The 23463-nt window shown below is 71.9% G+C and carries 20 protein-coding genes; 4 read left to right on the forward strand and 16 right to left on the reverse strand.

The features are described from left to right. Positions 1-18: 18 nt before the first annotated feature. Positions 19-720: a TetR/AcrR family transcriptional regulator gene (locus EEJ42_RS13840; protein ID WP_246096667.1), complete on the forward strand. Its 702-nt coding sequence runs from the start codon at positions 19-21 to the stop codon at positions 718-720. Here the strand turns inward: EEJ42_RS13840 and EEJ42_RS13845 are convergent. Beyond that, the gene (locus EEJ42_RS13845) at positions 677-1630 is read right to left on the reverse strand and encodes a LysR family transcriptional regulator (RefSeq protein WP_123100244.1); all 954 of its coding nucleotides are present in this window, start codon (positions 1628-1630) and stop codon (positions 677-679) included. The two genes, EEJ42_RS13840 and EEJ42_RS13845, sit on opposite strands and share 44 nt — an antisense overlap. A 93-nt stretch (positions 1631-1723) precedes the next feature. Here EEJ42_RS13845 and EEJ42_RS13850 point away from each other — a divergent pair, with 93 nt between their 5' ends. Next, positions 1724-3013 carry an MFS transporter gene (locus tag EEJ42_RS13850; protein ID WP_123100245.1) on the forward strand — a complete coding sequence of 430 codons (1290 nt, stop codon included), beginning with the start codon at positions 1724-1726 and terminating at the stop codon, positions 3011-3013. A 214-nt stretch (positions 3014-3227) separates the two neighbouring features. Then, complete coding sequence (locus EEJ42_RS13855) at positions 3228-3920, forward strand: PepSY domain-containing protein (RefSeq protein WP_123100246.1); 693 nt, start codon at positions 3228-3230, stop codon at positions 3918-3920. A 148-nt stretch (positions 3921-4068) separates the two neighbouring features. Here the strand turns inward: EEJ42_RS13855 and EEJ42_RS13860 are convergent, their stop codons facing one another. Both EEJ42_RS13860 and EEJ42_RS13865 read right to left on the reverse strand, forming a co-directional pair. Further along, positions 4069-4335 (reverse strand): hypothetical protein, encoded by a 267-nt coding sequence (locus EEJ42_RS13860; RefSeq protein ID WP_123100247.1) that lies wholly within the window; start codon positions 4333-4335, stop codon positions 4069-4071. Positions 4336-4512: 177 nt separating this feature from the next. Continuing rightward, positions 4513-6402 carry an ATP-binding cassette domain-containing protein gene (locus EEJ42_RS13865; protein ID WP_184503073.1) on the reverse strand — a complete coding sequence of 630 codons (1890 nt, stop codon included), beginning with the start codon at positions 6400-6402 and terminating at the stop codon, positions 4513-4515. A gap of 270 nt (positions 6403-6672) precedes the next feature. Here EEJ42_RS13865 and EEJ42_RS13870 point away from each other — a divergent pair, with 270 nt between their 5' ends. Beyond that, the gene (locus EEJ42_RS13870; RefSeq protein WP_148081938.1) at positions 6673-7122 is read left to right on the forward strand and encodes a low molecular weight phosphatase family protein; all 450 of its coding nucleotides are present in this window, start codon (positions 6673-6675) and stop codon (positions 7120-7122) included. 267 nt (positions 7123-7389) lie between these two features. Here EEJ42_RS13870 and EEJ42_RS13875 read toward each other — a convergent pair whose 3' ends face one another. The 13 genes from EEJ42_RS13875 to EEJ42_RS13935 all read right to left on the reverse strand — a co-directional run bounded on the left by EEJ42_RS13875 (position 7390) and on the right by EEJ42_RS13935 (position 23295). Then, positions 7390-8031 carry a LysE family translocator gene (locus tag EEJ42_RS13875; protein WP_123100249.1) on the reverse strand — a complete coding sequence of 214 codons (642 nt, stop codon included), beginning with the start codon at positions 8029-8031 and terminating at the stop codon, positions 7390-7392. Between the two features lie 42 nt (positions 8032-8073). Beyond that, positions 8074-9750 (reverse strand): ABC-F family ATP-binding cassette domain-containing protein, encoded by a 1677-nt coding sequence (locus EEJ42_RS13880; protein ID WP_246096680.1) that lies wholly within the window; start codon positions 9748-9750, stop codon positions 8074-8076. A gap of 215 nt (positions 9751-9965) precedes the next feature. Continuing rightward, positions 9966-11243, reverse strand: a complete 1278-nt coding sequence (locus EEJ42_RS13885) for a thymidine phosphorylase (protein WP_123100250.1) — start codon at positions 11241-11243, stop codon at positions 9966-9968. A gap of 59 nt (positions 11244-11302) precedes the next feature. After that, a complete protein-coding gene (locus tag EEJ42_RS13890) occupies positions 11303-11722 on the reverse strand; it encodes a cytidine deaminase (RefSeq protein WP_123100251.1) in 420 nt (139 codons plus the stop codon). Further along, on the reverse strand, positions 11719-13011 hold the full coding sequence (locus EEJ42_RS13895) for an ABC transporter permease (RefSeq protein WP_123100252.1): 1293 nt from the start codon (positions 13009-13011) through the stop codon (positions 11719-11721). Before EEJ42_RS13895 ends, EEJ42_RS13890 begins: the two co-directional genes overlap by 4 nt. Beyond that, the gene (locus EEJ42_RS13900) at positions 13008-14129 is read right to left on the reverse strand and encodes an ABC transporter permease (protein WP_123100253.1); all 1122 of its coding nucleotides are present in this window, start codon (positions 14127-14129) and stop codon (positions 13008-13010) included. Before EEJ42_RS13900 ends, EEJ42_RS13895 begins: the two co-directional genes overlap by 4 nt. Then, a complete protein-coding gene (locus tag EEJ42_RS13905; protein ID WP_123100254.1) occupies positions 14126-15778 on the reverse strand; it encodes an ABC transporter ATP-binding protein in 1653 nt (550 codons plus the stop codon). Before EEJ42_RS13905 ends, EEJ42_RS13900 begins: the two co-directional genes overlap by 4 nt. A gap of 87 nt (positions 15779-15865) precedes the next feature. Then, a complete protein-coding gene (locus EEJ42_RS13910; protein ID WP_123100255.1) occupies positions 15866-16897 on the reverse strand; it encodes a BMP family lipoprotein in 1032 nt (343 codons plus the stop codon). Positions 16898-17031: 134 nt separating this feature from the next. Beyond that, positions 17032-18255: an amidohydrolase gene (locus tag EEJ42_RS13915; RefSeq protein ID WP_123100256.1), complete on the reverse strand. Its 1224-nt coding sequence runs from the start codon at positions 18253-18255 to the stop codon at positions 17032-17034. A gap of 194 nt (positions 18256-18449) precedes the next feature. After that, positions 18450-19565 carry a hypothetical protein gene (locus tag EEJ42_RS13920; protein ID WP_123100314.1) on the reverse strand — a complete coding sequence of 372 codons (1116 nt, stop codon included), beginning with the start codon at positions 19563-19565 and terminating at the stop codon, positions 18450-18452. A 167-nt stretch (positions 19566-19732) separates the two neighbouring features. Next, complete coding sequence (locus EEJ42_RS13925) at positions 19733-20665, reverse strand: N-acetylneuraminate synthase family protein (RefSeq protein WP_009717215.1); 933 nt, start codon at positions 20663-20665, stop codon at positions 19733-19735. Continuing rightward, positions 20666-21865, reverse strand: a complete 1200-nt coding sequence (locus tag EEJ42_RS13930; protein WP_123100257.1) for an acylneuraminate cytidylyltransferase — start codon at positions 21863-21865, stop codon at positions 20666-20668. It abuts the gene before it with no gap. 68 nt (positions 21866-21933) lie between these two features. Next, complete coding sequence (locus EEJ42_RS13935) at positions 21934-23295, reverse strand: DUF6716 putative glycosyltransferase (RefSeq protein ID WP_184503080.1); 1362 nt, start codon at positions 23293-23295, stop codon at positions 21934-21936. Between the last annotated feature and the right edge of the window lie 168 nt (positions 23296-23463).

Consider the following 23463-nt stretch of genomic DNA (forward strand, 5'->3'; position numbering starts at 1 on the left):
TGCACGAGGAGCTATCGGGTGAACGAACCAGCGAACGACCGGACTTCGGGGACGTCAGGGCGGTGCGAGCCCGCGCGCAAGCGCAGCGCCGAGCGGACGCGCACCGCCCTGATGTCCGCCGCCGCCTTCCGCTTCGGCCGGTACGGCTACGACGGCACCAGCGTGCGCGACATCGCCGGGGACGTCGGAGTGGACGCGGCGCTCGTCTACCGGTACTTCGGCTCAAAGGAAGCGCTGTTCGAGACGGTGTCGAGCAACTCCAAGGTGTTCGAACCGCTGCTCGACGTCCCCCTGGACTGCGTCGCGGAATGGTTCAGCGCGCTGATAGCCGGGGAGCCCAAGGACGCCGACTTCCCCCACCCCGTGCTCACCGTGCTCCGCTCCTCCAGCCGCGACGAGGCCATCGGCCGTCTGCGCGAGGAGCTGACCGACATGTTCACCAAGCGGTTCGCCGCGCGCCTGGAGGGCCCGCACGCCGAGGTGCGGGCCGAGCTGCTGGTGGCGTGGGTGCTCGGCACCAGCCTGATGCGCGGCACCATCCAGACCCCCGCGCTGGCCTCGGCGGAGAACCAGGACGTCTTCGAGCAGTTCCTGCGGGCCGGGGTCGACGTCCTGATCAGCCCGGACGCCGCGAACCTCAGCCGGGAGAACACCCGTCGGGAAAGCTGCGAGAGCGTCAGTCCAGAAGCTGACCGCGACGGCTCAGCAGAAACCGTTTGAAGGCGGCCACCGGAGGCGTGTCGGGGTGGCCGTCCAGCCACGCCACGCCGATCTCACGGACCGCGCGCGGCGCCGTGACCGTCAGCTCCGCGACCCCCGGGCGGGGCACGGCGGGCGGCGGCAGCAGCGCCACGCCGAGACCCGCGGCGACGAGACCGCGGATCGTCTCGGCCTCCTCCCCCTCGAACGCGATCTTCGGGGTGAAGCCCGCCTCCGCGCACAGGGCGTCGGTGATCCGGCGCAGCCCGTACCCCGGCTCCAGCGTCACGAACAGCTCCGCCGACGCTTCGGCGAGCCGGACCCGGCGGCGCCCGGCGAGCCGGTGGTCGTCCGGCACCACCAGCCGCAGCCGCTGCTCGTCCAGGCGGCGGGCGACCAGGTCGGGGGCGTCGGGGACGGGTGAGGTCAGACACAGGTCGAGGCCGCCCGCCCGCATCCGCTCGATCATCGCCTGGCCGTAGTTCTGGACCAGCTGGAAGCGGACCCGGGGGTGGGAGGCACGGAAGCCGCGGATCAGGCCGGGTACGGTCTCCGAGCCCAGCGTGTGCAGGAAGCCGAACGCGACGCGGCCCGCCGCCGGGTCCGCGTCGGCCCGTACGGACTCGGCTGCCCGGTCCACCTCGGCCAGCGCCCGTTCCACCGAGCGCAGGAACGTGCGCCCCGCCGGGGTGAGCGCCACCGTACGGCCGCGGCGGGCGAACAGCGCCACGCCCAGGTCCTCCTCCAGCCGCACCATCGCCCGGCTGAGCGTCGACTGGGGCACCTCCAACTCCTGTGCCGCGCGAGTGACATGCTCATGGCGCGCCACCGCGGCGAACTGGGCGAGGCGGGGCGTCAGGGCCGCCGCCCAGGACTCGGCCTCGACCTCGACTGTCACCGGAATGTCGTTTTCGTTGCGGATGCGTGACATAAACGCCCCTGACCTCTGCTCATGCTGTGGTGGATCGATTATCGCGATTCCGTGCATTGGACGCATCAACCCCCGGGTCCTTACCTTCGAACCATGCCTCCCGCTGATACCGGGGCGTCCACCCACAGCCGCGTGGACGCCTCCGCACCGCCCGTCTCTTCTGCTCCCGAGCGCATGGCCCCCGGCCGCCCCGGCTACATCCGGATGAGACTCGCGCTCTTCACGGCCGGACTCGCCACCTTCGCCCTGCTCTACTCGACCCAGGCGCTGCTCCCCGCGATCTCCGACGATCTGCACGTCCAGGCCGACCAGGCCAGCTGGAGCGTGTCCGCGGCCACCCTGGCGCTGGCGCTGATGGTCGTCCCGCTGAGCGCCCTGTCCGAGCGGTTCGGCCGCCGCACGATGATGACCGTCTCGCTGACGGTCGCGGTGGCGCTCGCGCTGGTCGTGCCGTACGCCCCCGACCTGGGCTGGCTGATCGCGCTGCGCGCCGTCCAGGGCGCGGCGATCGCCGGAATCCCGGCCTCCGCGATGGCGTACCTCTCCGAGGAGGTCGAACCGCGGGCGCTGGTCGGCGCGATCGGGCTGTTCGTGGCGGGCAACAGCGTCGGCGGCATGAGCGGCCGCCTCATCACCGGCTGGGTCGCCGACGGCCACGGCTGGCGGATGGGCCTCGCGGCGGTCGGCGCCATGGCGCTGGTCTGCGGGATCGCCTTCCGGCTGCTGATCCCCAAGGCCCGGAACTTCACCCCCGCCGCGGTCAGCCCGCGGGCCCTGGCCCGCACCGTGACCCGGCACCTGTCCGACCCGCTGCTGTGCCGCCTGTACGCCATCGGCGCGCTCTTCATGACCGTCTTCGGCGGCGTCTACACGGTGATCGGCTACCGGCTGGTGGGCGAGCCCTTCGGGCTCTCGCAGAGCATGATCGGTTCGATCTTCCTGATCTACCTGGTGGGTACGGTCTCCTCCGCCGCCACCGGCAAGCTGGTCGGCCGCCTCGGCCGTCGCGGCGCCCTGTACGTCGCGGTGAGCACCACCGCCGCCGGGCTCCTGCTGAGCCTCGCCGACTCGCTGGCGCTGGTCCTGCTCGGCCTGGTCCTGATCACCGCGGGCTTCTTCGCGGGCCACGCCGCCGCCTCCTCGGCGGTCAGCCGCACCGCGAAGACCGGCCGCGCCCAGGCCGCCGCGCTCTACCAGACCGCGTACTACGTCGGCAGCAGCGCGGGCGGCACGCTCGGCGCCATGGCCTTCCACGCGGGCGGCTGGACCGGCACCGTCGCCCTCGGCCTGCTGGCCGTCGTCGGCGCCACGGCCATCACCCTGTACGGGACGCGCAAGGCCCGGGTCGAGCGGCGAATGGGTCCCGCCCCGGCGCACGCCTGACGCCCCCCTCTCAGCCCGAAGGGGCCGCCCCGCCACTGTCCGGCGGGGGCGGCCCCTTCGCCCGTTCGGCCTGCGGGAACTCCCCAACCTGAAGACGGCTTCAGGACTTCAGGCTGCGTTCAGGTTCGGTTCGGCAACGTAGTGGATGTCGGAAGGGCGCGACAGGGCCCGCCGACGGAAGCGAAACCGCGACACGAACCGGAGGAACGTCCTCATGAAGGCCACCGCCAAGCGCACCCTCACCCCCCGCGCCGTCGTTCTCGGCACGGCCGCCGCCATCGCCCTGATCGGCGGCACGGGCGCGGCCAGCGCCTTCGCGGACGACGACGGCGGCCCGGCGCCGAAGTCCTCGGTCCAGCTCACCCAGAACGAGCGCCACCTGGACGACACCGCCCAGGACCGCACCGAGGTCAAGGCCGGCAAGGTCAGCTACGACCAGGCCACGGCCGCCGCGCTGAAGGCCGTCCCCGGCACCGCGACCTCCGCCGAACTCGACACCGCCGACCGCAACGGCTCCCTCATCTGGGAGGTCGACGTCTTCGGCAAGGACCACAAGAGCCACGACGTCACCATCGACGCGGGCAACGGCAAGGTCCTGAACAAGCACACCGACCGCGACGACGACGCCGCCGAGGACGCCCGCGAGGCCCAGGCCCTGATCAAGGGCGACAAGACCGGCTACGGCCAGGCCACCGACCAGGCCCTGAAGGCCGTGCCCGGCACCGTGACCTCCTTCGGCCTGGACGACAACGACCGCACCGGCTCGACCGTCTACGAGGTCGACGTCCTCGGCAAGGACCACAAGAGCCACGACGTCACCGTCGACGCCGCCAACGGCAAGGTCCTCGACCAGCACGTCGACCACGACGACAACGACCAGGACGACAGCGACAGCGACGACGACTGAACAGCCCGCGCCTGACGCCTCATGAGCCCGAAGGGGCCGCACCCGCCACTGTCCGGCGGGCGCGGCCCCTTCGCCCGTTCCAGGGCCGGAATGCGAAAGGCGCCGGGCCTGCCCGGCCGGCCACGCTGCGCGGACGGCTTAAGCCGCCTCAGTCCTCATCGGTGGTGTTGAAGCAGCTGACACTGATGACGAGGGTGTTGTTGGCAACCGGGGAGTCGTCCCCGACGTCCCCGGTGGTGACGTCCCCGTTGGTGATGGTGATGTCGCCGGTGGTGACGCTACAGCTCTGGACGCTGACGGGCGGAGGCGGAACCTCGTGGCCCGTGCCGTCGTGGGCGGCCGCGGTGCCGGTCCCGAGGAGCGCCAGGCTGCCGACGGTCGCGGCCAGGAGGGCCGCCTTCTTCGCGATCTGCATGTTTCCTCCACATGAAGCGCAGTCGGATGTCGACTGTCAATTCAGATTTAAGGAAGAAAATCGTGAAAAGGTCTTGAGGGAGACGCCGGAATTGATCCACACGGCCCAAGGACTGTCCCTCGTCCCCTCCAATGGCGCAGTGCCGCCACCGTGTCGCGGTGAGCCGAAGGCTGCGGCCTACCGGTCCTTGGCCAGCGCCACCAGCTCGGCGAAGAGCCCGCCCGCGTGGACGAGTTCGTCGTACCCGCCCTGTTCGATGATGCGGCCGTGCTGCATGACGACGATCCGGTCCGCGAGGCGGGTGTTCTCCAGCTGGTGCGTCACCACGATCGTCATGCGCTCGGCGGCGATGCGCTTGACCTCCAGGAAGATCTGGTGCTCGCCGCGCGGGTCCATCTGCGACGTCGGTTCGTCCAGGATCAGCAACGGGGTCCGGCGGTACAGGGCGCGGGCGCAGGCGAGGCGCTGCCACTGTCCTCCGGACAGTTCGGCGCCGCCGAAGAGTTCGCGGGCGAGCAGGGTGTCGAGCTGCCGGGGCAGCTTCTCGACGGCCTCCCGCATGCCGACGGCGTCGACGGCCTCCCACACCGGGGTGTCGTCGTAGGTCTTGGGCTGGCCGAGGGTGATGTTCTCGCGGGCGCGCAGGGGCCAGCAGGCGAAGTTCTGGGGGACGAGGGCGGTGCGCGCCCACACCGCGTCGGAGTCGGCGTCGGCCAGATCGGTGTCGTCCCACAGCACTTGGCCCTTGTCGGGGAGGAGGATTCCGGTGAGGAGCTTGGTCAGGGTGGACTTGCCCGAGCCGTTCTCGCCCACGACGGCCAGGATCTCGCCGCGGCGCAGGGTGAGGGAGACGCCGTCGACCGCGGGGTCGCCCTTGCCCGGGTAGTGGTAGACGACCTCGTCGAGGCGGATCTCGTCCACCCGCTCCGGGATGGTCAACTCCCCCCGCTGCGGGGCGCGGTCGGCGGCCATGTCGAGGAACGACCGCATGTCGGCGAGGTAGAGCGAGGTGTGGAACATCGCGGCGCCGTGGATGACGAGCTGGGACAGCGCGGCGAGCGTGGCCTGGACGGCGACGACCGCGGTGGCCGCGACGGGCAGGGCGACCCGGCCGGTGGTGGCCAGCCAGGCGAGGGCGGCCCAGGTGCCGAGGAGGAACAGGCCCCCGAGGGCGGAGGTCGCGAGCGTGATGCGGAGCATGCGGGGCGCGGCGGTCAGGGTGCGCTGGTCGATGCGCTCGGACAGGGCCCGGTACCAGTAGACGAGATAGCCGGTCATGCCGTTGGCGCGCACCTCGTCGCCGTACCGGGAGTACGTGGCCCACCAGCGCATCATGCCGCGGACGTTGCGGTCGCCGATGTTGGCGTAGTGGGTCTCGTAGTCGACGCGGGCGGACAGCACGGCGCCCAGCCCGGCGGGCAGCACGGCGAGCAGGAGCAGCGGGAGCATCAGCCAGTGCAGGACGGTGATGACACCGCTGGCGGCGATCATCCGGACCAGGGCGGCCATGAAGCGCTGCGCGTCCTGGACCATCAGCCGGGTGCGGGTGACGCCGACCTCGGCGGCCTCCTGCCGGTCGGCGAACCCCGGCTCCCCGTACGCGGATGCCTCGACCCGGCACACGGCGGACACGAGGGCGGTGTCCGCCTCGGACATCAGGCGCGGGGTGATCCGCCCGTCGGCGTACGAGGACAGAGCACCGCTGATCCGGCCAGTGGCGGCGGCCACGGCCACGACGACGAGGGCGGGCAGCGCGGCGTGTAAGCGCGTCGAGACGGTGCCCGCGCCGAGGATGTGCGTCATGGCCCGCGCGGTGAACCCGAGCACGCAGGCGGCCGCGGCGCCGGTGAGGACCTGACAGGCGAGGAGCAGGACGACCGCGGCGCGGTCGACGGCCCAGGCCATGCGCGCGGTCTTCGTCAGCACCGCGGGAAGCCGCGAGCACATCGTCGCGAAACTCGCCTCTTCCAGCGGGTTCTTGCCGTGCTTCCCCTCGAAGCTGATGACCGCCGGTGGTGGAGGGGGTGGCGCTGCGGAGCGTTCGGTCGAGGTGTCGGTCACGGTCACCTGGATCCCTCCTCGGGTCGCCCGCCGCACCTGGGTGGTCCGGCGATGCCAGGCTCAACGAGGCAGGGGCTCAATCGAACGCGCGCGATTCCGGACGAAGCGGCGGCCCGGGAATGCGGGGCCATCGAACGCGTGGTCGCCCACCGCAAGGCTTCCGGCCCGGCCGGGGGTGGCCGAAACGCCGGTGGTGGTGACGTGGGGGGCGTATGAGGTTGGCGCACGGTGGTCTGGCGGTAGAGCCCGCCCGCTCGGAACCGGACAATGGCGCGCATGGTCGTCTTCCGTTGCCGCCGCTGCCACGGCGATGTCACCGCGCCCGTACGAGAGGTGCCGCTGCCCGACGCGGACAGCGCCCCGGCGCCGTACGAGCTGGCGGAGGGCGAGGAGTGCCCGCCGCGGATGGCTCCGGGCACCTTCGCCTACGATCCGCCGGAGGCCGGGGAGCGCGTCTTCCGGCCACAGGTCCCGGGGGCGGCCCTGGGCCTCCGGCGCGCGGGGCTGACCGGCATCGTCCTGGCCCGGGCCGATGTGCGCGGCACCGACCTGACCTCGCTGCGCGGACGGCGGAACGGCTGCTGCGGCCTGGACGGCTGCGACGGCCCGAACCTCGTGTGCCGCGGGTGCTCCGCCGAAGTGGCCACCGAGCGCTCGGACTGCTGGACCCCGCAAGAGGTCGTGCTCGTCCCCGCCGCGGTGGAGGCCGTCGACGGCGAGGGCTGATGTCGGTCCCTTCCTCTACGGTGCGCCCATGACTCCTGAGATGCGGGACCGGTTACGCCCCTTCCGTGAGAGGGCGATCGCGCTGGGCGTTCCCGCCGACGACGTGGAGCGGTGGATGACCGCCGCCCGCCCCTGTGCGGCGCTGACGCAGAGGCGCCACCGTCCACTGGGTGATCCAGCGCGCGTACCTGGCCGCGCGGCGCTTCGACCGCGTGTACACCGACGTCTTCTGGAACCCCTGACCTGCGCCCTGGGGAGTTTCGCGCCCTAGTCCTTGCGGCCCGTCGCGGCGACCGTGACGCCGAGGCCGATCATCGTGAGGCCGCCCGCGCCGCCGACCAGGGCGAGGCGCCCGGGAGAGCGGGTGAACCAGCCCCGGGCGGTGGCGGCGGCCAGGCCCCAGACGCTGTCGGAGGCGAGGGCGATGGCGTTGAAGACCAGGCCGAGCAGCAGCATCTGGAGTGCCACGTGGCCGTCGCCGCGGTCGACGAACTGCGGGAGGACGGCGGCGAAGAAGACGATGGTCTTGGGGTTCGCCACGCCGACGGCGAACCCCTCGCCCAACGTGCGCAGGCTGCCGTGGGCGGTGGGGCCGCCGCCGGTGAGGGCGGCGGGGAGGGCGTGGCGTCGGCGCACGGCCTTCACGCCCAGGTACACCAGGTACGCCGCCCCCGCCAGCTTGAGCGCCGTGAAGACGAGGACCGAGCGCTCCACGAGCGTCCCGACCCCGAGCGCCACGGCCACGACGAGGGCGTACGCGCCGAGGGTGTTGCCGAGGACCGAGGTCAGGGCGGCGCGTCGGCCCTGGGCCAGCGCGCGTCCGATCACGAACAGCACGCTGGGGCCGGGGACGACGATCAGCAGGAACGACATGGCCGCGAAGGCGAGCAGGCGGTCGGCGGGCGGCATACGGGTCAGCGTAATAACCGGACGCCGCTGCCGCCCATCGATTTAGACCGGGGTCAGGTGCAGGCGCGGCCAGGGCGCCAGGTCGGCCAGGAGTTGGCGGTCGTGGGTGGCGACGATGACGGCGGCCGGGGTGCCGAGCAGGGCCGTGGTCAGTTCGTCGACGAGCACGGCCGAGAGGTGGTTGGTGGGCTCGTCGAAGATGATCAGGTGGGGGCGGACGGCCAGGCGCAGGGCCAGGTCGAGGCGGCGCTGCTGGCCCAGGGACATGCGGGCGACCGGGGTGCGCATCGCCTCGCGGTCCAGCAGGCCGGTCGCGCCCAGCGGCAGCAGGTCGCGCTCGGGCACCGCGCCGCGGACGGTCAGCCGCCCCACGTGCTGTTCGTACACCTGCCGGGCAGTGAACTCCCCCGGCCAGGACGGGACTTCCTGGGCGACCATGGCCACCCGCGCACCGGCGAGGTGGCGCACCGTGCCGCTCGTCGGGGTGAGCGCGTCGGCGAGCACCGACAGCAGGGTGGACTTTCCGGACCCGTTTTCGCCCGTGATGAGCAGCCGGTCCCCGCCGTCGACGTCGAGGGTGACCGGGCCGGTGAGCCGCCCGGCGACCGCCACGTCCTGCGCGCGGACCAGCGCGGAGCCGGGGCGGGTGGCCAGCGCGGGCCACCGCAGCGACAGCGGCGGCTCGGGCACGGTGATGCGGTGTGCCTCCAGCGCCTCCCGCTCGCGGTTGAGCGCCTGCACGGCGCCCGGTGCCCGCGACTGGCGCTGGTGCTTGCCAGTGCCCTTCGCGGGGCGCCAGCCGGTGCTGAGCCGGTCGCGGGCCTGGTCGACGGCGACGGTCAGCCTGCGGTGCTCCGCCTGCTGTTCCTCGTAGTCCTGGATCCACCGCTCGCGGTCCCGGCGGCGGCCGTCCTGCCACGCCTCGTAGCCACCGGCGTATGCGCGGGGGCGCCCGTCCTGGGTGGGGTCCAGGTCCAGGAACTCCCTCGCGACGTCGCGCAGCAGGGCGCGGTCATGGCTGACCAGGGCGACGCCGCCGCCGTGGCCGCGCAGGCGGTCGGTGAGGAAGGCCAGGCCGTCGGCGTCGAGGTGGTTGCTCGGCTCGTCGAGCAGCAGGATGTCGTGCCAGGCGCCCAGCAGGCAGGCCAGCCGCACCCGGTAGCGCTGTCCCACGGACAGGGTGGCCAGCTCACGGGTCCGGTCGGTGCACGCGTGCAGCGCCTCCAGGGCCATGTCGACGCGCCGGTCGGCGTCCCAGGCGTCCAGCCGCGTGGCGGCGTCCAGCGCGTCGGCGTACCGGTCGTCGGCGCCGTCGGCGCCCCGGGCGAGGTCCGCGGAAGCCAGGTCCAGGGTGTGCAGGGCGGCGTGGGCGCTCCGCAGCGCGTCGGCCGTCAGTGTGCCGACGGTTTCGCCGGAGCGGGAGCGCAGGGCCTGCCGTGCGAGGCCGAAGGTGCCCGCCCGGTGCACGGTGCCGCTGTCGGGCGCGAGGAGACCGGCGAGCACATGCAGCAGCGTGGTCTTGCCGCGGCCGTTCTCGCCGACGACGGCCAGCCGGGAGCGGGCGGAGACGGTGACGGACACGCCCCGGAGGATCTGCCGCGCGCCACGGGTGACGGTGATGTCATCCGCGCGCAGATGGGCTCGGTCGCCGACCGGGGCCCGGGAGGGGAGTTCGGTTCGGGGCAGGCTCGAAGAGCCCGCGGGGGGAAGGGAAGACACAGGGTGCTCCGCAGCTCGGGATGGAGCCGGGCAGCATACGAGGAGCCGCCCGGCGGAAGGCCGGAACGGCGGGCAGGGAGAAGGCTCGGTGCGCCGCCGTCAGCGGCGGGTGCGGGGCCTCATGAACCATGTGCCTGTGTACATGCGTACGAGGATACGCGGGAGGGCGCGGCGCGATCAAACCAATGACGCGCCGCGCCCTCCCAGTTGACGCGTCAGGCGATGCGCTCCAGCACGATGGGCTTCGTGGTGAATCCGGTGTCCGCCGGGGCGTAGTCGGTGGCGCCTTCCAGGGCCTCCAGCGCGTACGCGAACGTCGAAGGGGTGTCCGTGTGGAGGGTCAGCAGGGGCGCACCGGCGGTGACGTGGTCGCCCGGCTTGGCGTGGATCTCGATGCCCGCGCCCGCCTGCACGGGGTCCTCCTTGCGGGCCCGGCCCGCGCCCAGCCGCCAGGCGGCAACGCCCACGGCGTAGGCATCGAGGCGGGTGAGGACACCGGTCGACTCCGCGGTGACGATGTGCTGTTCGCGGGCCACCGGCAACGCCGCGTCGGGGTCGCCGCCCTGGGCGGAGATCATGCGCCGCCATGCGTCCATGGCGGTGCCGTCGGCGAGCGCCTTGGCGGGGTCGGCGTCGGGGAGCCCGGCCGCGTCGAGCATCTCGCGGGCCAGGGCGAGGGTGAGCTCGACGACGTCGGCGGGGCCGCCGCCCGCCAGGACCTCGACGGATTCGCGGACTTCGAGCGCGTTGCCCGCGGTCAGCCCGAGCGGGGTGGCCATGTCGGTGAGCAGGGCGGTGGTGCGGACGCCGTGGTCGGTGCCGAGGCCGACCATGGTGGTGGCCAGTTCGCGGGCGGCGTCGATGTCCTTCATGAACGCGCCGGAGCCGACCTTGACGTCCAGGACCAGGGAGCCGGTGCCCTCGGCGATCTTCTTGGACATGATCGAGGAGGCGATGAGCGGGATCGATTCGACCGTGCCGGTGACGTCGCGGAGGGCGTAGAGCTTCTTGTCGGCCGGCGCGAGGCCGTCGCCCGCCGCGCAGATGACGGAGCCCACCTCGCTCAGCACGCCGAGCATCTCGTCGTTCGAGAGCGAGGCCCGCCAGCCGGGGATGGACTCCAGCTTGTCGAGGGTGCCGCCGGTGTGGCCGAGGCCCCGGCCGGAGAGCTGCGGTACGGCCGCCCCGCAGGCGGCGACCAGGGGCGCCAGCGGGAGGGTGATCTTGTCGCCGACGCCGCCCGTGGAGTGCTTGTCGGCGGTCGGGCGGGGCAGCGAGGAGAAGTCCATCCGCTCGCCGGAGGCGATCATCGCGGCGGTCCAGCGGGCGATCTCCGCGCGGTCCATGCCGTTCAGGAAGATCGCCATCGCGAGGGCGGACATCTGCTCGTGGGCGACCTCGCCGCGCGTATAGGCGTCGATGATCCAGTCGATCTGGGCGTCGCTCAGGCGGCCGCCGTCGCGCTTGGCTCGGATGACGGAGATGGCGTCCATGTGCGCGTCCATGTGCGGGGGGGCCTTTCGTACGGACGTAACAGGGGCTCAGGCGTGGTTCACGGCGCGCTGATGCGGGCCAGGTCGGCCGGGCCGAACGCGTCCGGGAGGAGTTCGGAGAGCGGGCGGATGCCGGACGCCGTGTCCATCTGGAGCTCGGGGCCACCGTGCTCCCACAGCAGCTGGCGGCAGCGGCCGCACGGCATCAGCACGGCCCCGTCGCGGTCGCAGCAGGTGAAGGCGGTGAGGCGGCCGCCGCCGGTGGCGAAGAGGGCGGAGATCAGGCCGCACTCGGCGCACAGCGCGACGCCGTACGCCGCGTTCTCCACGTTGCAGCCGCTGACCGTGCGGCCGTCGTCGACGAGGGCGGCGGCGCCCACGGGGAAGCGGGAGTAGGGGGCGTACGCCCGGGACATGGCGTCCCGGGCCGCCGTGCGCAGTGCCTCCCAGTCGGGAGCCGCCGCGGCGGGTGGGGTCATGTGCCCTGTCCCTTCCGGTAGGGCTTGTTGTTGGCCTTGGGCATCCGCAGCCGCTGTGCGGCGAGCCCCATGACCAGCAGGGTGACGATGTACGGGGTCGCCGGGACCAGGTCGTTGGCCACGGTCTCCGTCAGGGCGTACCACAGCACCAGCAGCACGGCGGCGCCGCCGCACACCGCGCCCGCGACGTACCTCTTACGGTAGAGCCGCCAGCCCGCCAGGAGGGCGAGTCCGAGGGCCACCAGGAGCAGCAGCGCGTGGACGGTGGCGCCGCCGTTGCGCAGCTGGAGGGCGTCGGAGTAGCCGAAGAGGCCCGCGCCCATGGCGAGGCCGCCGGGCCGCCAGTTGCCGAAGAGCATGGCGGCGAGGCCGATGTAGCCGCGGCCGCCGGTCTGGCCCTCGTTGTAGATGTGGGAGCGGACGAGGGCGAGGAAGACGCCGCCGAGTCCGGCGAGGCCACCGGAGATGACGACGGCCGCGTACTTGTAGAGGTAGACGTTGACGCCGAGGGACTCGGCTGCGGTGGGGTTCTCGCCGCAGGACCGCAGCCGCAGCCCGAACGAGGTCTTCCACAGCACGAAGAAGGTGCCCGCGAAGAGCAGGATCGAGACGATCGTCAGCGCGGAGATGTCGGTGACCAGGCCGCCGAGCAGGCCCGCGAGGTCGGAGACCAGGAACCAGTGGTGGTTCTCGACGGTGGCCAGCCCGTCGGACAGCCCCGGCACGGTGAACGACGCGATGTCGTCGACCTGCGGGGACTGCTTGGGGCTGCCGCCGATGTCGGACAGCGGCTCGAACCAGCGCTTGGCCAGGTAGGTGGTGGCGCCGAGCGCGAGGATGTTGATCGCGACACCGGAGATGATGTGGTCCACGCCGAAGGTGACGGTGGCGATCGCGTGCACCAGACCGCCGACCGCGCCGCCGAGGACCCCGGCGAGGACGCCCACCCAGGGGTTGGTCTGGTAACCCGCCCAGGCACCGAAGAAGGTGCCGAGGATCATCATGCCTTCGAGGCCGATGTTGACGACGCCCGCCCGCTCGGCCCACAGCCCGCCGAGCCCGGCGAGCCCGATGGGCACGGCCATGGAGAGGGCGGCGCCGATCTGGCCGGAGGAGGTGATGTTCTCGAAGGCGGACTGCTGGGTGGCACCGACCAGGGCACGCAGCAGGGACAGCGCGACCAGCGTTCCGGCGATGATCAGCAGCACCGTGGCGACGGACATCCGGGGCCCGCGCTTGGGGGCCTTCCCGGGTGCGGTGCTCTTGGTGGCGGTAGCCGTGGCGCTCATACCGCCACCTCCTTCTTCTTCTCGCTCTTGCGAGCCTGGGCGGCGAGTTCCGCGCCGACCCGCTGCTGCTGGCGCTTGAGGCCGTAGCGGCGCACCAGTTCGTACGCGATGACGACGCACAGGACGATCACGCCCTGCATGACGCCGACGATCTCCTTGTCGTAGCCCTCGAACTCCAGCCGGTTGGCGCCGCGCTCCAGGAAGCCCCACAGCACCGCGGCCAGCGCGATGCCGACCGGGTTGTTGCGGCCGAGGAGGGCGATGGCGATGCCGGTGAAGCCGATGCCCTGCGGGAAGTCGGAGGTGAACTGGTGGGTGTCGTTGAGCAGGGTCGGCATGCCGATGAGCCCGGCCATCCCGCCGGAGAGCAGCATGCTGGTGAGCACCATGCGCTTGACGTCGACGCCGCTGGCCTGGGCGGCGGACTCGGAGCGGCCCACCGCGCGCAGGTCGAAGCCGAAGCGGGTGCGGCCGAGGAGGAACCAGAAGCCGACCCCGGCGAGCGCGGCGACGACGATGAAGCCGAAGACGGGGTCGAGGTCGCCGCCCGCCGGGATGGTGAAGAAGTGGCTGGAGGAGGGCAGCGGCTCGGTGGACACGATGTTGGTCTGCTTGTCCAGCTCGGCCAGCCGCCCGTCGACCAGCAGATAGCTGATGAGGATGCCCGCGAGGGAGTTCAGCATGATGGTGCTGATCACCTCGCTGACCCCGCGGTAGACCTTGAGCAGTCCGGCGATGGACGCCCACATCGCGCCGACCAGCATGGCGACGAGGATGATCAGCGGGATCTGCACCAGGCCCGGCAGCTCGAGCGCCCCGCCGACGACGGCGGCGAAGAAGGCGGCGAGCCGGTACTGGCCGTCGACGCCGATGTTGAACAGGTTCATCCGGAAGCCGATGGCCACCGCGAGACCCGCCAGGTAGTACGTCGTCGCCTTGTTGAGGATGTAGACCTGGCTGTCCGCCTTGATGCCGTAGTCGAACATGATGCCGAAGGCGTTGAACGGCGCCTTGCCGGTGGCGGCGAGCACCAGGGCGGTCAGGAGGAACGCGGCGACGAGCGCGAGCAGCGGGGCCGCGACCGCGAGGAGCACCCGCTCCTTGTCGAACTTCTTCATCGGTCCTCTCCCCCGGTCGTCTCCGCCGCAGGCTCTTCCACGGGGTCTTCCGCGGGGTCTTCCGCGGGCTCTTCCGCAGGGTGTTCCAGGTGGCCGGACGCCGCGCCGGTCATGGCCGAGCCCAGCTCCTCCGGGGTGATCGTGGCGGGGTCGGCGTCGGCGACCAGGCGGCCCCGGTACATGACCCGCAGGGTGTCGGACAGGCCGATCAGCTCGTCCAGGTCGGCCGAGATCAGCAGCACGGCCAGGCCCTCGCGGCGCGCGGTGCGGATCTGGTCCCAGATCTGCGCCTGCGCGCCGACGTCCACGCCGCGCGTCGGATGCGCGGCGATGAGCAGCTTGGGGTGGTGGCTCATCTCGCGGCCGACGATCAGCTTCTGCTGGTTGCCGCCGGACAGCGAGGCCGCGGTGACCTCGATGCCGGGGGTGCGGACGTCGTACGCGGCGACGATGCGCTCGGTGTCACGCCGGGCGGCGGCCGGGTTGAGCAGGCCGCCCTTGCTGTTGGGCGTCTCGGTGACATGGCCGAGGATGCGGTTCTCCCACAGCGGGGCCTCCAGCAGCAGGCCGTGCCGGTGGCGGTCCTCGGGGATGTAGCCGATGCCGTCCTCGCGCCGCTTGCGGGTGGGCGCGTGGGAGATGTCGGCGCCGTCGAGGGTGATGGTGCCCGCGTCGGGGTCGCGCATGCCCATGATGGCCTCGACCAGTTCGGCCTGGCCGTTGCCCTCGACCCCCGCGATGCCGAGGACTTCGCCCTTGCGGATGGTGAAGCCGATGTCGTCCAGGACGGCCCGCTCGACGCCGTCCACGTCGGTGGCCGTGAGCCGCACCCCGTCCAGGGTCAGCATCCCGGTGTCGGTGACGGTGGATTCGCGGGTCTCCGGCGACGGCAGTTCGCTGCCGACCATCAGCTCGGCGAGCCGCCGCGGGTCGGTCTCGGAGGGGACGACCGAGGCCACCGTCGTACCGCGCCGGATGACGGTGATGTCGTCGGCCACGGCGAGGACTTCGCCCAGCTTGTGGGAGATGAACAGGACGGTCAGGCCCTCGGCCTTGAGGTCGCGGAGGTTGGCGAAGAGCGCGTCGACCTCCTGCGGGACGAGGACCGCGGTGGGCTCGTCGAGGATGAGGGTGCGGGCGCCGCGGTAGAGGACCTTGAGGATCTCCACGCGCTGGCGGTCCGCCACGCCCAGGTCCTCGACCATGACGTCGGGGCGGACGCCCAGCCCGTACGCGTCGGAGATCTCCTTGATGCGGGCGCGCGCCTTGCCGCCGATGCCGTGCAGCTTCTCCGCGCCGAGGACGACGTTCTCCAGCACGGTGAAGTTGTCGGCGAGCATGAAGTGCTGGTGCACCATGCCCACGCCGCGGGATATGGCGTCCGCCGGGGAGTGCAGTTCCACGGGTGCGCCGTCGAGGGCGATGGTGCCCTCGTCGGGGCGCTGCATCCCGTAGAGGATCTTCATCAGGGTGGACTTGCCCGCGCCGTTCTCGCCCACGAGGGCGTGCACGGTGCCGCGTCGCACGGTGATGTCGATGTCGTGGTTGGCGACGACTCCGGGGAACCGCTTGGTGATTCCGCGGAGTTGGACGGCAACGTCTCCGACGTCACCGGCGGGGGCGCCCTTGGGTGGGCTGGCGGCTTTGATGGCGCACTCCTGAGGGGCGGGGGGTGTTGTACGCGGGGGGCGCGCCCCATGGCACGCCCCCCAGGTCCGTCGTCGACGGGGACCGGTTTACTTGTAGGTGTCCGCGACCTTGATCTTGCCGTCGACGATCTTCTTCTTCGCCGCCTCGATCTTCGGCTTGATGTCGTCGATGAAGCCGCCGGAGTACGAGAGGCCGACGCCGCCGCGCTTGAGGTCGTAGGACTGCACGCCGTGTTCGGACTTCTTGGTCTTGACGACGCTCTTGATGAAGTCGTAGACCGAGCCGTCCACGTTCTTGACCATGGAGGTCAGGATCGCGTTCTTGTACGGGGCCAGGCCCTTGTCGTAGTACTGGTCGCCGTCGACGCCGATCGACCAGGTGCCCTTCTTCTTGCCGGTCGCCTCGATGGCGCCCGCGCCGGAGCCGCCGGCCGCGGAGAAGATCACGTCGACCTTGTTGGAGAGCATGCCCTCGGCGATGTCCTTGCCGCGGTCCGGCATGCCGAAGCCCTTGGGCGAACCGACCTGGACCCACTGGACGTCGAGGGACGCCTTGGGGTTGGTGTCCTTCAGGCCCTGCTGGAAGCCGCCCGCGAACTTCTTGATCAGCGCGCTGTCGGTGCCGCCGATGAAGCCGACCTTGTTGGACTTGGTCTTGAGGCCGGCGGCCACCCCGGCGAGGTACGAGCCCTCGTGCTCGGCGGAGACCAGGCTGGCGACGTTCTTGGAGTCGACGACGGAGTCGACGATGCCGAAGTCCGTGTCGGGGTACTTCTTGGCGGCCTTGGCCAGCGAGGGGGTCCACGCGTAGCCGACGCCGACGACCGGGTTGTAGCCCGCCTCGGCGAGGCTGGACAGCTTGTCGTAGCGGTCGGCGTCGGTGTCGCCGTCCTTCGCGGTCAGCTCCTTGCCCTCGATCTTGAAGTCCTTCAGGGCGCGGTCGTAGCCCTTGGCAGCGGAGTCGTTGAAGGAGTGGTCGCCGCGGCCGCCGACGTCATAGGCGAGGCCGACGCCGGCGTTCTTGCTTCCCTCTTCGGAGCTGCTGCCACAGGCGGTGACGGACAGTGCGAGAGCCGCGGTGGCAATGCCCGCGACAGCTATCGTGGATACCCGGCGCACGAGGGTCCCCTCTGAATCTCGAAGCGCCTCTCTGCGGCGCTGGCTCCGCCGCATCGTAACGCGCGTAGATCCCAGATAAAGGCCCGCTCCGAAGCCGTTATCGGATCGTCGCGAACCTCTCGTGAAGAGTGGATCTACAGGACGTTTCGGTCGAGCAACGCCGCGGCGGTGAACAGCTCGACGCCCACCGCGATGGCGCCCTCGTCCACGTCGAAGTCGCCCGCGTGCAGGTCGCGCCGGGTGGTGTCGCCGACCCTGCGCACGCCGAGCCGGGCCATCGCGCCGGGCACCTTCTCCAGGTACCAGGAGAAGTCCTCGCCGCCGAGGCTCTGTTCGGTGTCCTCGACCGCGTACGAGCCGCGGCGGGCCACCATCGCGTCGCGCAGCAGCTCGGTCGAGGTCTCCTCGTTGACCACCGGCGGGACCCCGCGGATGTAGTTGATCTCCGACTTGGCGCGGTGGAGGGTGGCGATCTCGTCGATCGCGGCGTGCACCAGGTCGGGGGCGGCGTACCAGGCGGGCAGGTCCAGGCAGCGGACCGTGGCGGACAGCTCGGCGTGCTGCGGGATGACGTTGCACGCGTGGCCGGACTCGACCCGGCCCCAGGTGACGGCGAGGCCGGAGCGGGCGTCGACCCGGCGGGCCAGCAGCGCGGGCACCTCGGTGATCACCTTGGCGGTCGCGGTGACCAGGTCGGTGGTGAGGTGGGGGCGGGCGGTGTGGCCGCCGGGACCGTCGAGGGAGACCTCCAGCCGGTCGCAGGCGGAGGTGATGGGGCCGGTGCGCAGCCCGATCCGGCCGACCTCCACCTTGGGGTCGCAGTGCAGGGCGAGGATCCGGCCGACGCCGTCCAGGACGCCGCCGTCGACCGCGTCGGCGGCACCGCCCGGCAGGACCTCCTCGGCGGGCTGGAACAGCAGCCGCACCGGGCGCCGCAGCCGGCCCTCGCGGGCCAGCTCGGCGAGGACCAGGCCGGCGCCGAGGACCACGGTGGTGTGGACGTCATGGCCGCAGGCGTGGGCGCGGTCGGGGACGGTCGAGCGGTACGGGACGGTCTTGGTGTCCGGGATGGGCAGGGCGTCGATGTCGCCGCGCAGGGCCAGGGCCGGAGTCACCCCGTCCCAGGGGCCGATGTCACAGATGAGGCCGGTGCCACTGGGCAGGACGCGGGGCGTAAGGCCCGCCTTCTCCAGCCGCGCCTTGAGGGCGGCGGTGGTACGGAACTCGCAGTTGCCCAGCTCGGGGTGCATGTGCAAGTCCCGCCGGAAGGCGATCAGTTCGGCGCGCAGCTCATCGGGGAGCGCGCCGGGCAGTGCCGCGTCGGCGGAAGGTGTGGCATCGGTCTCATCGAGGGACATCAATTGCTTCACCCAATGAAGCGTAGAACGACCTTGGGGTGGAGCGAATGTCGATCAACAAAACTTCAACCCGTTCGGGGCGGGAAAGTACCCCGGCCGGTGCATGATCTCCCTAGTCAGGGGGTATAACCCTTCGCTTCTCGGCGAGCGTGTGATCGTTTCGTGAGAAGCGCCACATGGGGTACCCGCCGGCGTTACGACATGGCCAGCGGGGTGTCGGGGGTGGCGGTGGGCGGTACGGGCCCCGGCCGCTGGACGTCCCGGGCGGTGCCGGTGACGCCCGACAGGAACCCCTGGGCGCGCGGGGACGCGTCGCTGGTCAGCCAGGCGGGGTCGACGTCGTACACGGCGACCTTCACCTCGGTGCCCGCGAGCGCGAGCGGCAGGGTGTGCACCACGGTGGACGGGAAGCTCACGATGGTGTGCCCGATCGGGCCGCGGCGCGCTATCAGCTCCAGCGGCAGGTCCGGCCGTACGATCTCCAGCCCCACCTCGTGCGCCACCCGGCTGAGCTTCTCGGCGCTCTCCCGGCGGTGGGCGAAGTAGCGGGTCGCGCCGTGGGCCTCGGCCAGCCCGGCGACCGCCTCCAGGTAGCGCTCCAGGTCGACCACGCCGGTCTCGACCAGCGAGGTGCCGACCAGGTCGGTGCCGCGGGTGAGCCGGGGCGGGCCGAAGCGGGCCCGGGTCCAGGAGAAGTCGTTGGCGGTGACGGTGACCCCGGGGGGCGCTTCGACGGGCATCGAGCTGAACACCTCGACCCGGCGCTTCTCTCCCGGGGTGAGCCTGCGGCGCGCGGTGGCGGAGACCGGCGCGAACGCCATGTCGAGCGCCCCGCGGCTGTTGCCGCGCCGGTGCCAGCGCTCCAGGCGCTCCCCGTTGGCCAGCTGGGAGATGAACTCCATGGTGGCCGTGCCGTCGTCCACCACGACCAGGTCCTTGGCCCGGGTGAGCGTCAGCAGCAGCTGGACGTAGCGGGAGAACGGGTCCCCGATCACGATCCGGGCGGCCCGGCGCAGCGGTCCGCGCAGCCCGCCGATGGTCTTCAGCGGTGCACCCGCCCCGCCCCGCGCGTCCTCCCAGCGCACCGTGACGCCCTCGTCGCGCGCCAGCTCGGCCATCCGGCGCAGCTGGCCGCGGGTCATCGGATCGTGCGGGGAGAGCACGACGACGGTGAGGTCGGCGGGCTTGGTCTCCGGCCCCGGGGCGCGCAGGGCGTCCGTGTACGCCCACTCCAGCACGTTGAGGAGCTGCACCGGGCTTTCGACGAAGGCGAGGGTGGTGGCGGACTTCTTCGCGCCGCTCCCGGACATCACACCGTCCACAGTTGCACCGTCCACAGACCTCTCACCGGCCACAGACATCACACCGTCCAAGGGCAGGGCCCGGAAGCGGCGGGTGTCCCCCGAGAAATCGAGGGATCCCGCCGCTTCCGGGCGCGGGCCGGTCCGACCGGCCAGGGGCATCACGGAGATGAACCTCAGACCGCGACGGGCTCGCGGTCGGCGGCCTCGGCCTCGGCGACCACACCGGAGACCCGGCGCAGCTTCTTCATCGGGCCCAGCTCGCTCTCGTAGACCTTCTTGACGCCGTCGCCCAGCGACTCCTCGACCACGCGGATGTCACGCACCAGGCGGGCGAGACCCTGCGGCTCGACGGAGGCGGCCTGGTCCGAGCCCCACATGGCGCGGTCCAGGGTGATGTGGCGCTCGACGAACGCGGCACCGAGCGCGACGGCGGCCAGGGTGGTCTGGAGACCGGTCTCGTGGCCGGAGTAGCCGATCGGCACGTTGGGGTACTCGGCCTGGAGCGTGTTGATCACGCGCAGGTTGAGCTCCTCGGCCTTGGCCGGGTACGTGGAGGTGGCGTGGCACAGCAGGATGTTGTCGCTGCCGAGCACCTCCACCGCGTGGCGGATCTGCTTGGGGGTGGACATGCCCGTCGACAGGATGATCGTGCGGCCGGTCGCCCGCAGGGCGCGCAGCAGCTCGTCGTCGGTCAGCGAGGCGGAGGCCACCTTGTGCGCCGGGACGTCGAACTTCTCCAGGAAGGCGACGGCCTCGGTGTCCCACGGGGAGGCGAACCAGTCGATGCCGCGCTTGGTGCAGTGCTCGGAGATGGCGCGGTACTCGTCCTCGCCGAACTCCACGCGGTGGCGGTAGTCGATGTAGGTCATCCGGCCCCAGGGGGTGTCCCGCTCGATGTCCCACTGGTCACGCGGGGTGCAGATCTCCGGGGTTCGCTTCTGGAACTTGACCGCGTCACACCCGGCGTCGGCGGCGGCGTCGATCAGCTTGAACGCGTTCTCCAGGTCGCCGTTGTGGTTGATGCCGATTTCACCGGTGACGTAGACCGGGTTGCCGGGACCGGCGGTCTTCGCGCCGAGGGTGCGGAGGCGAGAGTTGGAGCTCACTTAAGACAGTTCCTTTCCGAGAATCCACGAGGCGATCTCGCGGATCGCGCCGTCCCCTCCGGGGGTGGAGGTGACCGCACGTGCAGCGCCGCGCACGACGTCGTGCGCACCTGCGACCGCCACGGGCCAGCCGACGAGGCCGAAGCACGGGAGGTCATTGACGTCGTTGCCGACGTAGAGCACGCGCTCCGGCGCGATGCCCTGCTCCTCGCACCACTGCTTCAGTGCGAGATCTTTTCGGTCGATGCCGTGGAGCACGGGGACCTGGAGTTTGCGGCCCCGTGCGGCGACGACCGGGTTCTTCTCCGTGGACAGGATCAGCAGTGCCAGCTCCGCTCGGCGCAGTGCGGCGATCCCGAGCCCGTCGCCGCGGTGCACGGCGACGAGTTCGCGTCCTTCGGAATCGATCAGCACCCTGTCGTCGGTCTGGGTGCCGTCGAAGTCGAGTACCACCGCGTCGATGTCGTCGCGGGTGGGGAGGGCGCCCGGGCGCTCCGCGTCCAGCAGCGGGGCGAGGGCGCGGGCGCGGGCCAGGTCGTGCGGGTCGTCGACCTCCAGCACCCGGGCGGCGTCGGTGCGCACCAGCTCGGTGCGGCCGAAGAAGCGGTGCCCGGCCTCGCGGAAGCCGCGCGCGTCCATGGCGTAGGCGGCGCCGGTCTCCAGGAAGTCCTGGGGGCGGTCCTGGCGGCGCGGGCGGTACGACTTGTCGTGGTTGACGCCGTCGCCGCCGTCCCTACCCGGGTCGTCGCCCTCGCGCCACACGAAGCCGTGGAACGGGGCCACCGTCAGCGCGCTGTCCGCGCCCTTCTCGGCGACCGCCCCGGCCACCCCGTCGATGTCCTCGCGGACGATGAACGGGCTGGTGCACTGCACCAGGAGCACGACGTCCACGGGGATGCCGTGCATCGCCTCGTACGCGTCCATCGCGTGGATGACCGCGGCCTCGCTGGTGGCGGTGTCGCCCGCGATGTCGGTGGGCCGCTGGATGACCACGGCGCCCGCGCCGCGCGCCGCGGCGGCGATGCCCGCGTCGTCGGTGGACACGGCCACGTCGGTCACCAGGCGGGAGGCCCGGCACTCCATGACGGCGCGGGCGACCAGCGGCACACCCCCGACGGCGGCGAGGTTCTTGGCGGGCACGCCCTTCGACCCGCCGCGGGCGGGGATCACGGCGAGCACACGGGGGCTCGATGCGGGCATGGCGGCTCCTTCGGGGGATTCGGATGTGGCCCGTTCGCTCAGGGCCCCACCGCGGTTCGCTACGTCGCTCACAGCTCCCCCATCCGCCGGATGACCGGGGCCACGCGCTGGACGCCATGCCGGTAGGCGCCGCGCGCCGCGTCCCGCATGGTGTTGCGCACGACCCGCCGCAATCCGCTGACCTCGGCCTCGTCCGCGGAAGCCGCGCCCGGGCGGGGGCGGCCGTCCGGCTCGAAGCCGTACCGCTCGAGGATTCGGGGCAGATAGCCGGGCGCGGTGGCCCGGGTGTAGTAGGGGGCGAGCGCCGGGAGGGTTTCGGCGGCGGCCAGGGCGGAGACCTTGTGCCGGGCGGCGTCGAACGCGGTCTCGTACGACCCGTCGGCGGCCACGCCCTGGCGGGCGAGCCACTCCGGGTCGGGCTCGGGCCGGTATCCGGCGTCCAGCTCGTCCCACGAGGCCAGACAGCCGGAGCCCAGGAAGTGGTGGTTGCCCAGCGGCTCGCGGATCCCGAGATCGGTGAGGATCGCGGTCGGGATGGAGCGGTGGAGGGACTCCAGGGCGGCCGTGGAGCTGATGGTGACCAGCAGGTCGGTGGTGTCCAGGACCTCGCCCATGTTCCCGTACGCGAGGCGGAAGTTGGGCGGCAGCCCGTCACCGAACTTGGCGATCAGCTTCTGGTACGGCAGTTCCTCGATGTGCGTGGTGTGCTCGCCCGGCTTGGAGCGCAGCTTGACCACGACCTCGCGGTCCGGGTGGCGGCGGGCGTGGTCGACGGCCCGGCGCAGCAGGTACGTACGGTCGGCGCGGTTGTCCGGGACGGACGGCTGGACGGCGAACACCACCGTGCCGCCGGGGTACTTGCGCCCCTGCCGGGCCTTCTCGTCGTAGCGGGCGCCGCCCAGGAACGGCAGCGCGCATTCGGTGACGCTGTCCCCCGTGGTGCCGACGCCCGTGTACACGTCGCGGAACCGGTCCGCGTCATGGCGGGAGTTGGCGAGCACCACATCGGCGCCGTGCCGCAGCAGCAGGCCGTCGGCGAGCTTCTCGTAGACGACGCCCACGTAGCCGGTGACGATCACCGGGCGGCGGGTGGCCCCCTGCCAGGCGTGCGCGAGACCGTGCAGCATGGCCTGGACGCCGCCGCCCACCAGGGACAGCACGATCACGTCGTACCGCTCGCGGTCCATGGACCGGACGAACTCGATGCCCGTCACCTCGCGCAGCGAGTCCGTGCGCACCCCGACCTCGGCCAGCTGCCGGACGGTCGGCGTGGCCCGGCCGCGCAGCAGGTAGCCGTCCAGGCGTCGGCCCGAACCCGCTGAACCCGCTGAATCCGCTGAGCCCGCGTCCGAGGAATCCGAGCTGTCGGGGACGAGACGCTGCGCGGTGAGCGCGCCCCATTTCCACCGGGTGTCGGAGTCGGCGAGCACGGCTACTCGCACGGGGGATTTGATACGTGAGGACACGTGGGAGACGCTAGGAAGGGATTCCGATTCACGGCCCAACGCAGAAGCAACAAAGGGTTAACAGCGCGTCGACGAATGGCGAATCGGCTGGCAGGAGCAGCGGGTTAACCGTTCCGACGTACTTCGTTCACC

This window comes from Streptomyces botrytidirepellens (assembly GCF_003721215.1).
Classification (GTDB): Bacteria; Actinomycetota; Actinomycetes; order Streptomycetales; family Streptomycetaceae; genus Streptomyces; species Streptomyces himastatinicus.

What these genes read in the sequence shown, in the direction of transcription:
- EEJ42_RS13845 (WP_123100244.1), bottom strand. Translation starts at nt 1,630, where the DNA reads ATGTCACGCATCCGCAACGAAAACGACATTCCGGTGACAGTCGAGGTC.
- EEJ42_RS13850 (WP_123100245.1), top strand. Translation starts at nt 1,724, where the DNA reads ATGCCTCCCGCTGATACCGGGGCGTCCACCCACAGCCGCGTGGACGCC.
- EEJ42_RS13855 (WP_123100246.1), top strand. Translation starts at nt 3,228, where the DNA reads ATGAAGGCCACCGCCAAGCGCACCCTCACCCCCCGCGCCGTCGTTCTC.
- EEJ42_RS13860 (WP_123100247.1), bottom strand. Translation starts at nt 4,335, where the DNA reads ATGCAGATCGCGAAGAAGGCGGCCCTCCTGGCCGCGACCGTCGGCAGC.
- EEJ42_RS13870 (WP_148081938.1), top strand. Translation starts at nt 6,673, where the DNA reads ATGGTCGTCTTCCGTTGCCGCCGCTGCCACGGCGATGTCACCGCGCCC.
- EEJ42_RS13875 (WP_123100249.1), bottom strand. Translation starts at nt 8,031, where the DNA reads ATGCCGCCCGCCGACCGCCTGCTCGCCTTCGCGGCCATGTCGTTCCTG.
- EEJ42_RS13885 (WP_123100250.1), bottom strand. Translation starts at nt 11,243, where the DNA reads ATGGACGCCATCTCCGTCATCCGAGCCAAGCGCGACGGCGGCCGCCTG.
- EEJ42_RS13890 (WP_123100251.1), bottom strand. Translation starts at nt 11,722, where the DNA reads ATGACCCCACCCGCCGCGGCGGCTCCCGACTGGGAGGCACTGCGCACG.
- EEJ42_RS13895 (WP_123100252.1), bottom strand. Translation starts at nt 13,011, where the DNA reads ATGAGCGCCACGGCTACCGCCACCAAGAGCACCGCACCCGGGAAGGCC.
- EEJ42_RS13900 (WP_123100253.1), bottom strand. Translation starts at nt 14,129, where the DNA reads ATGAAGAAGTTCGACAAGGAGCGGGTGCTCCTCGCGGTCGCGGCCCCG.
- EEJ42_RS13915 (WP_123100256.1), bottom strand. Translation starts at nt 18,255, where the DNA reads ATGTCCCTCGATGAGACCGATGCCACACCTTCCGCCGACGCGGCACTG.
- EEJ42_RS13920 (WP_123100314.1), bottom strand. Translation starts at nt 19,565, where the DNA reads ATGTCCGGGAGCGGCGCGAAGAAGTCCGCCACCACCCTCGCCTTCGTC.
- EEJ42_RS13930 (WP_123100257.1), bottom strand. Translation starts at nt 21,865, where the DNA reads ATGCCCGCATCGAGCCCCCGTGTGCTCGCCGTGATCCCCGCCCGCGGC.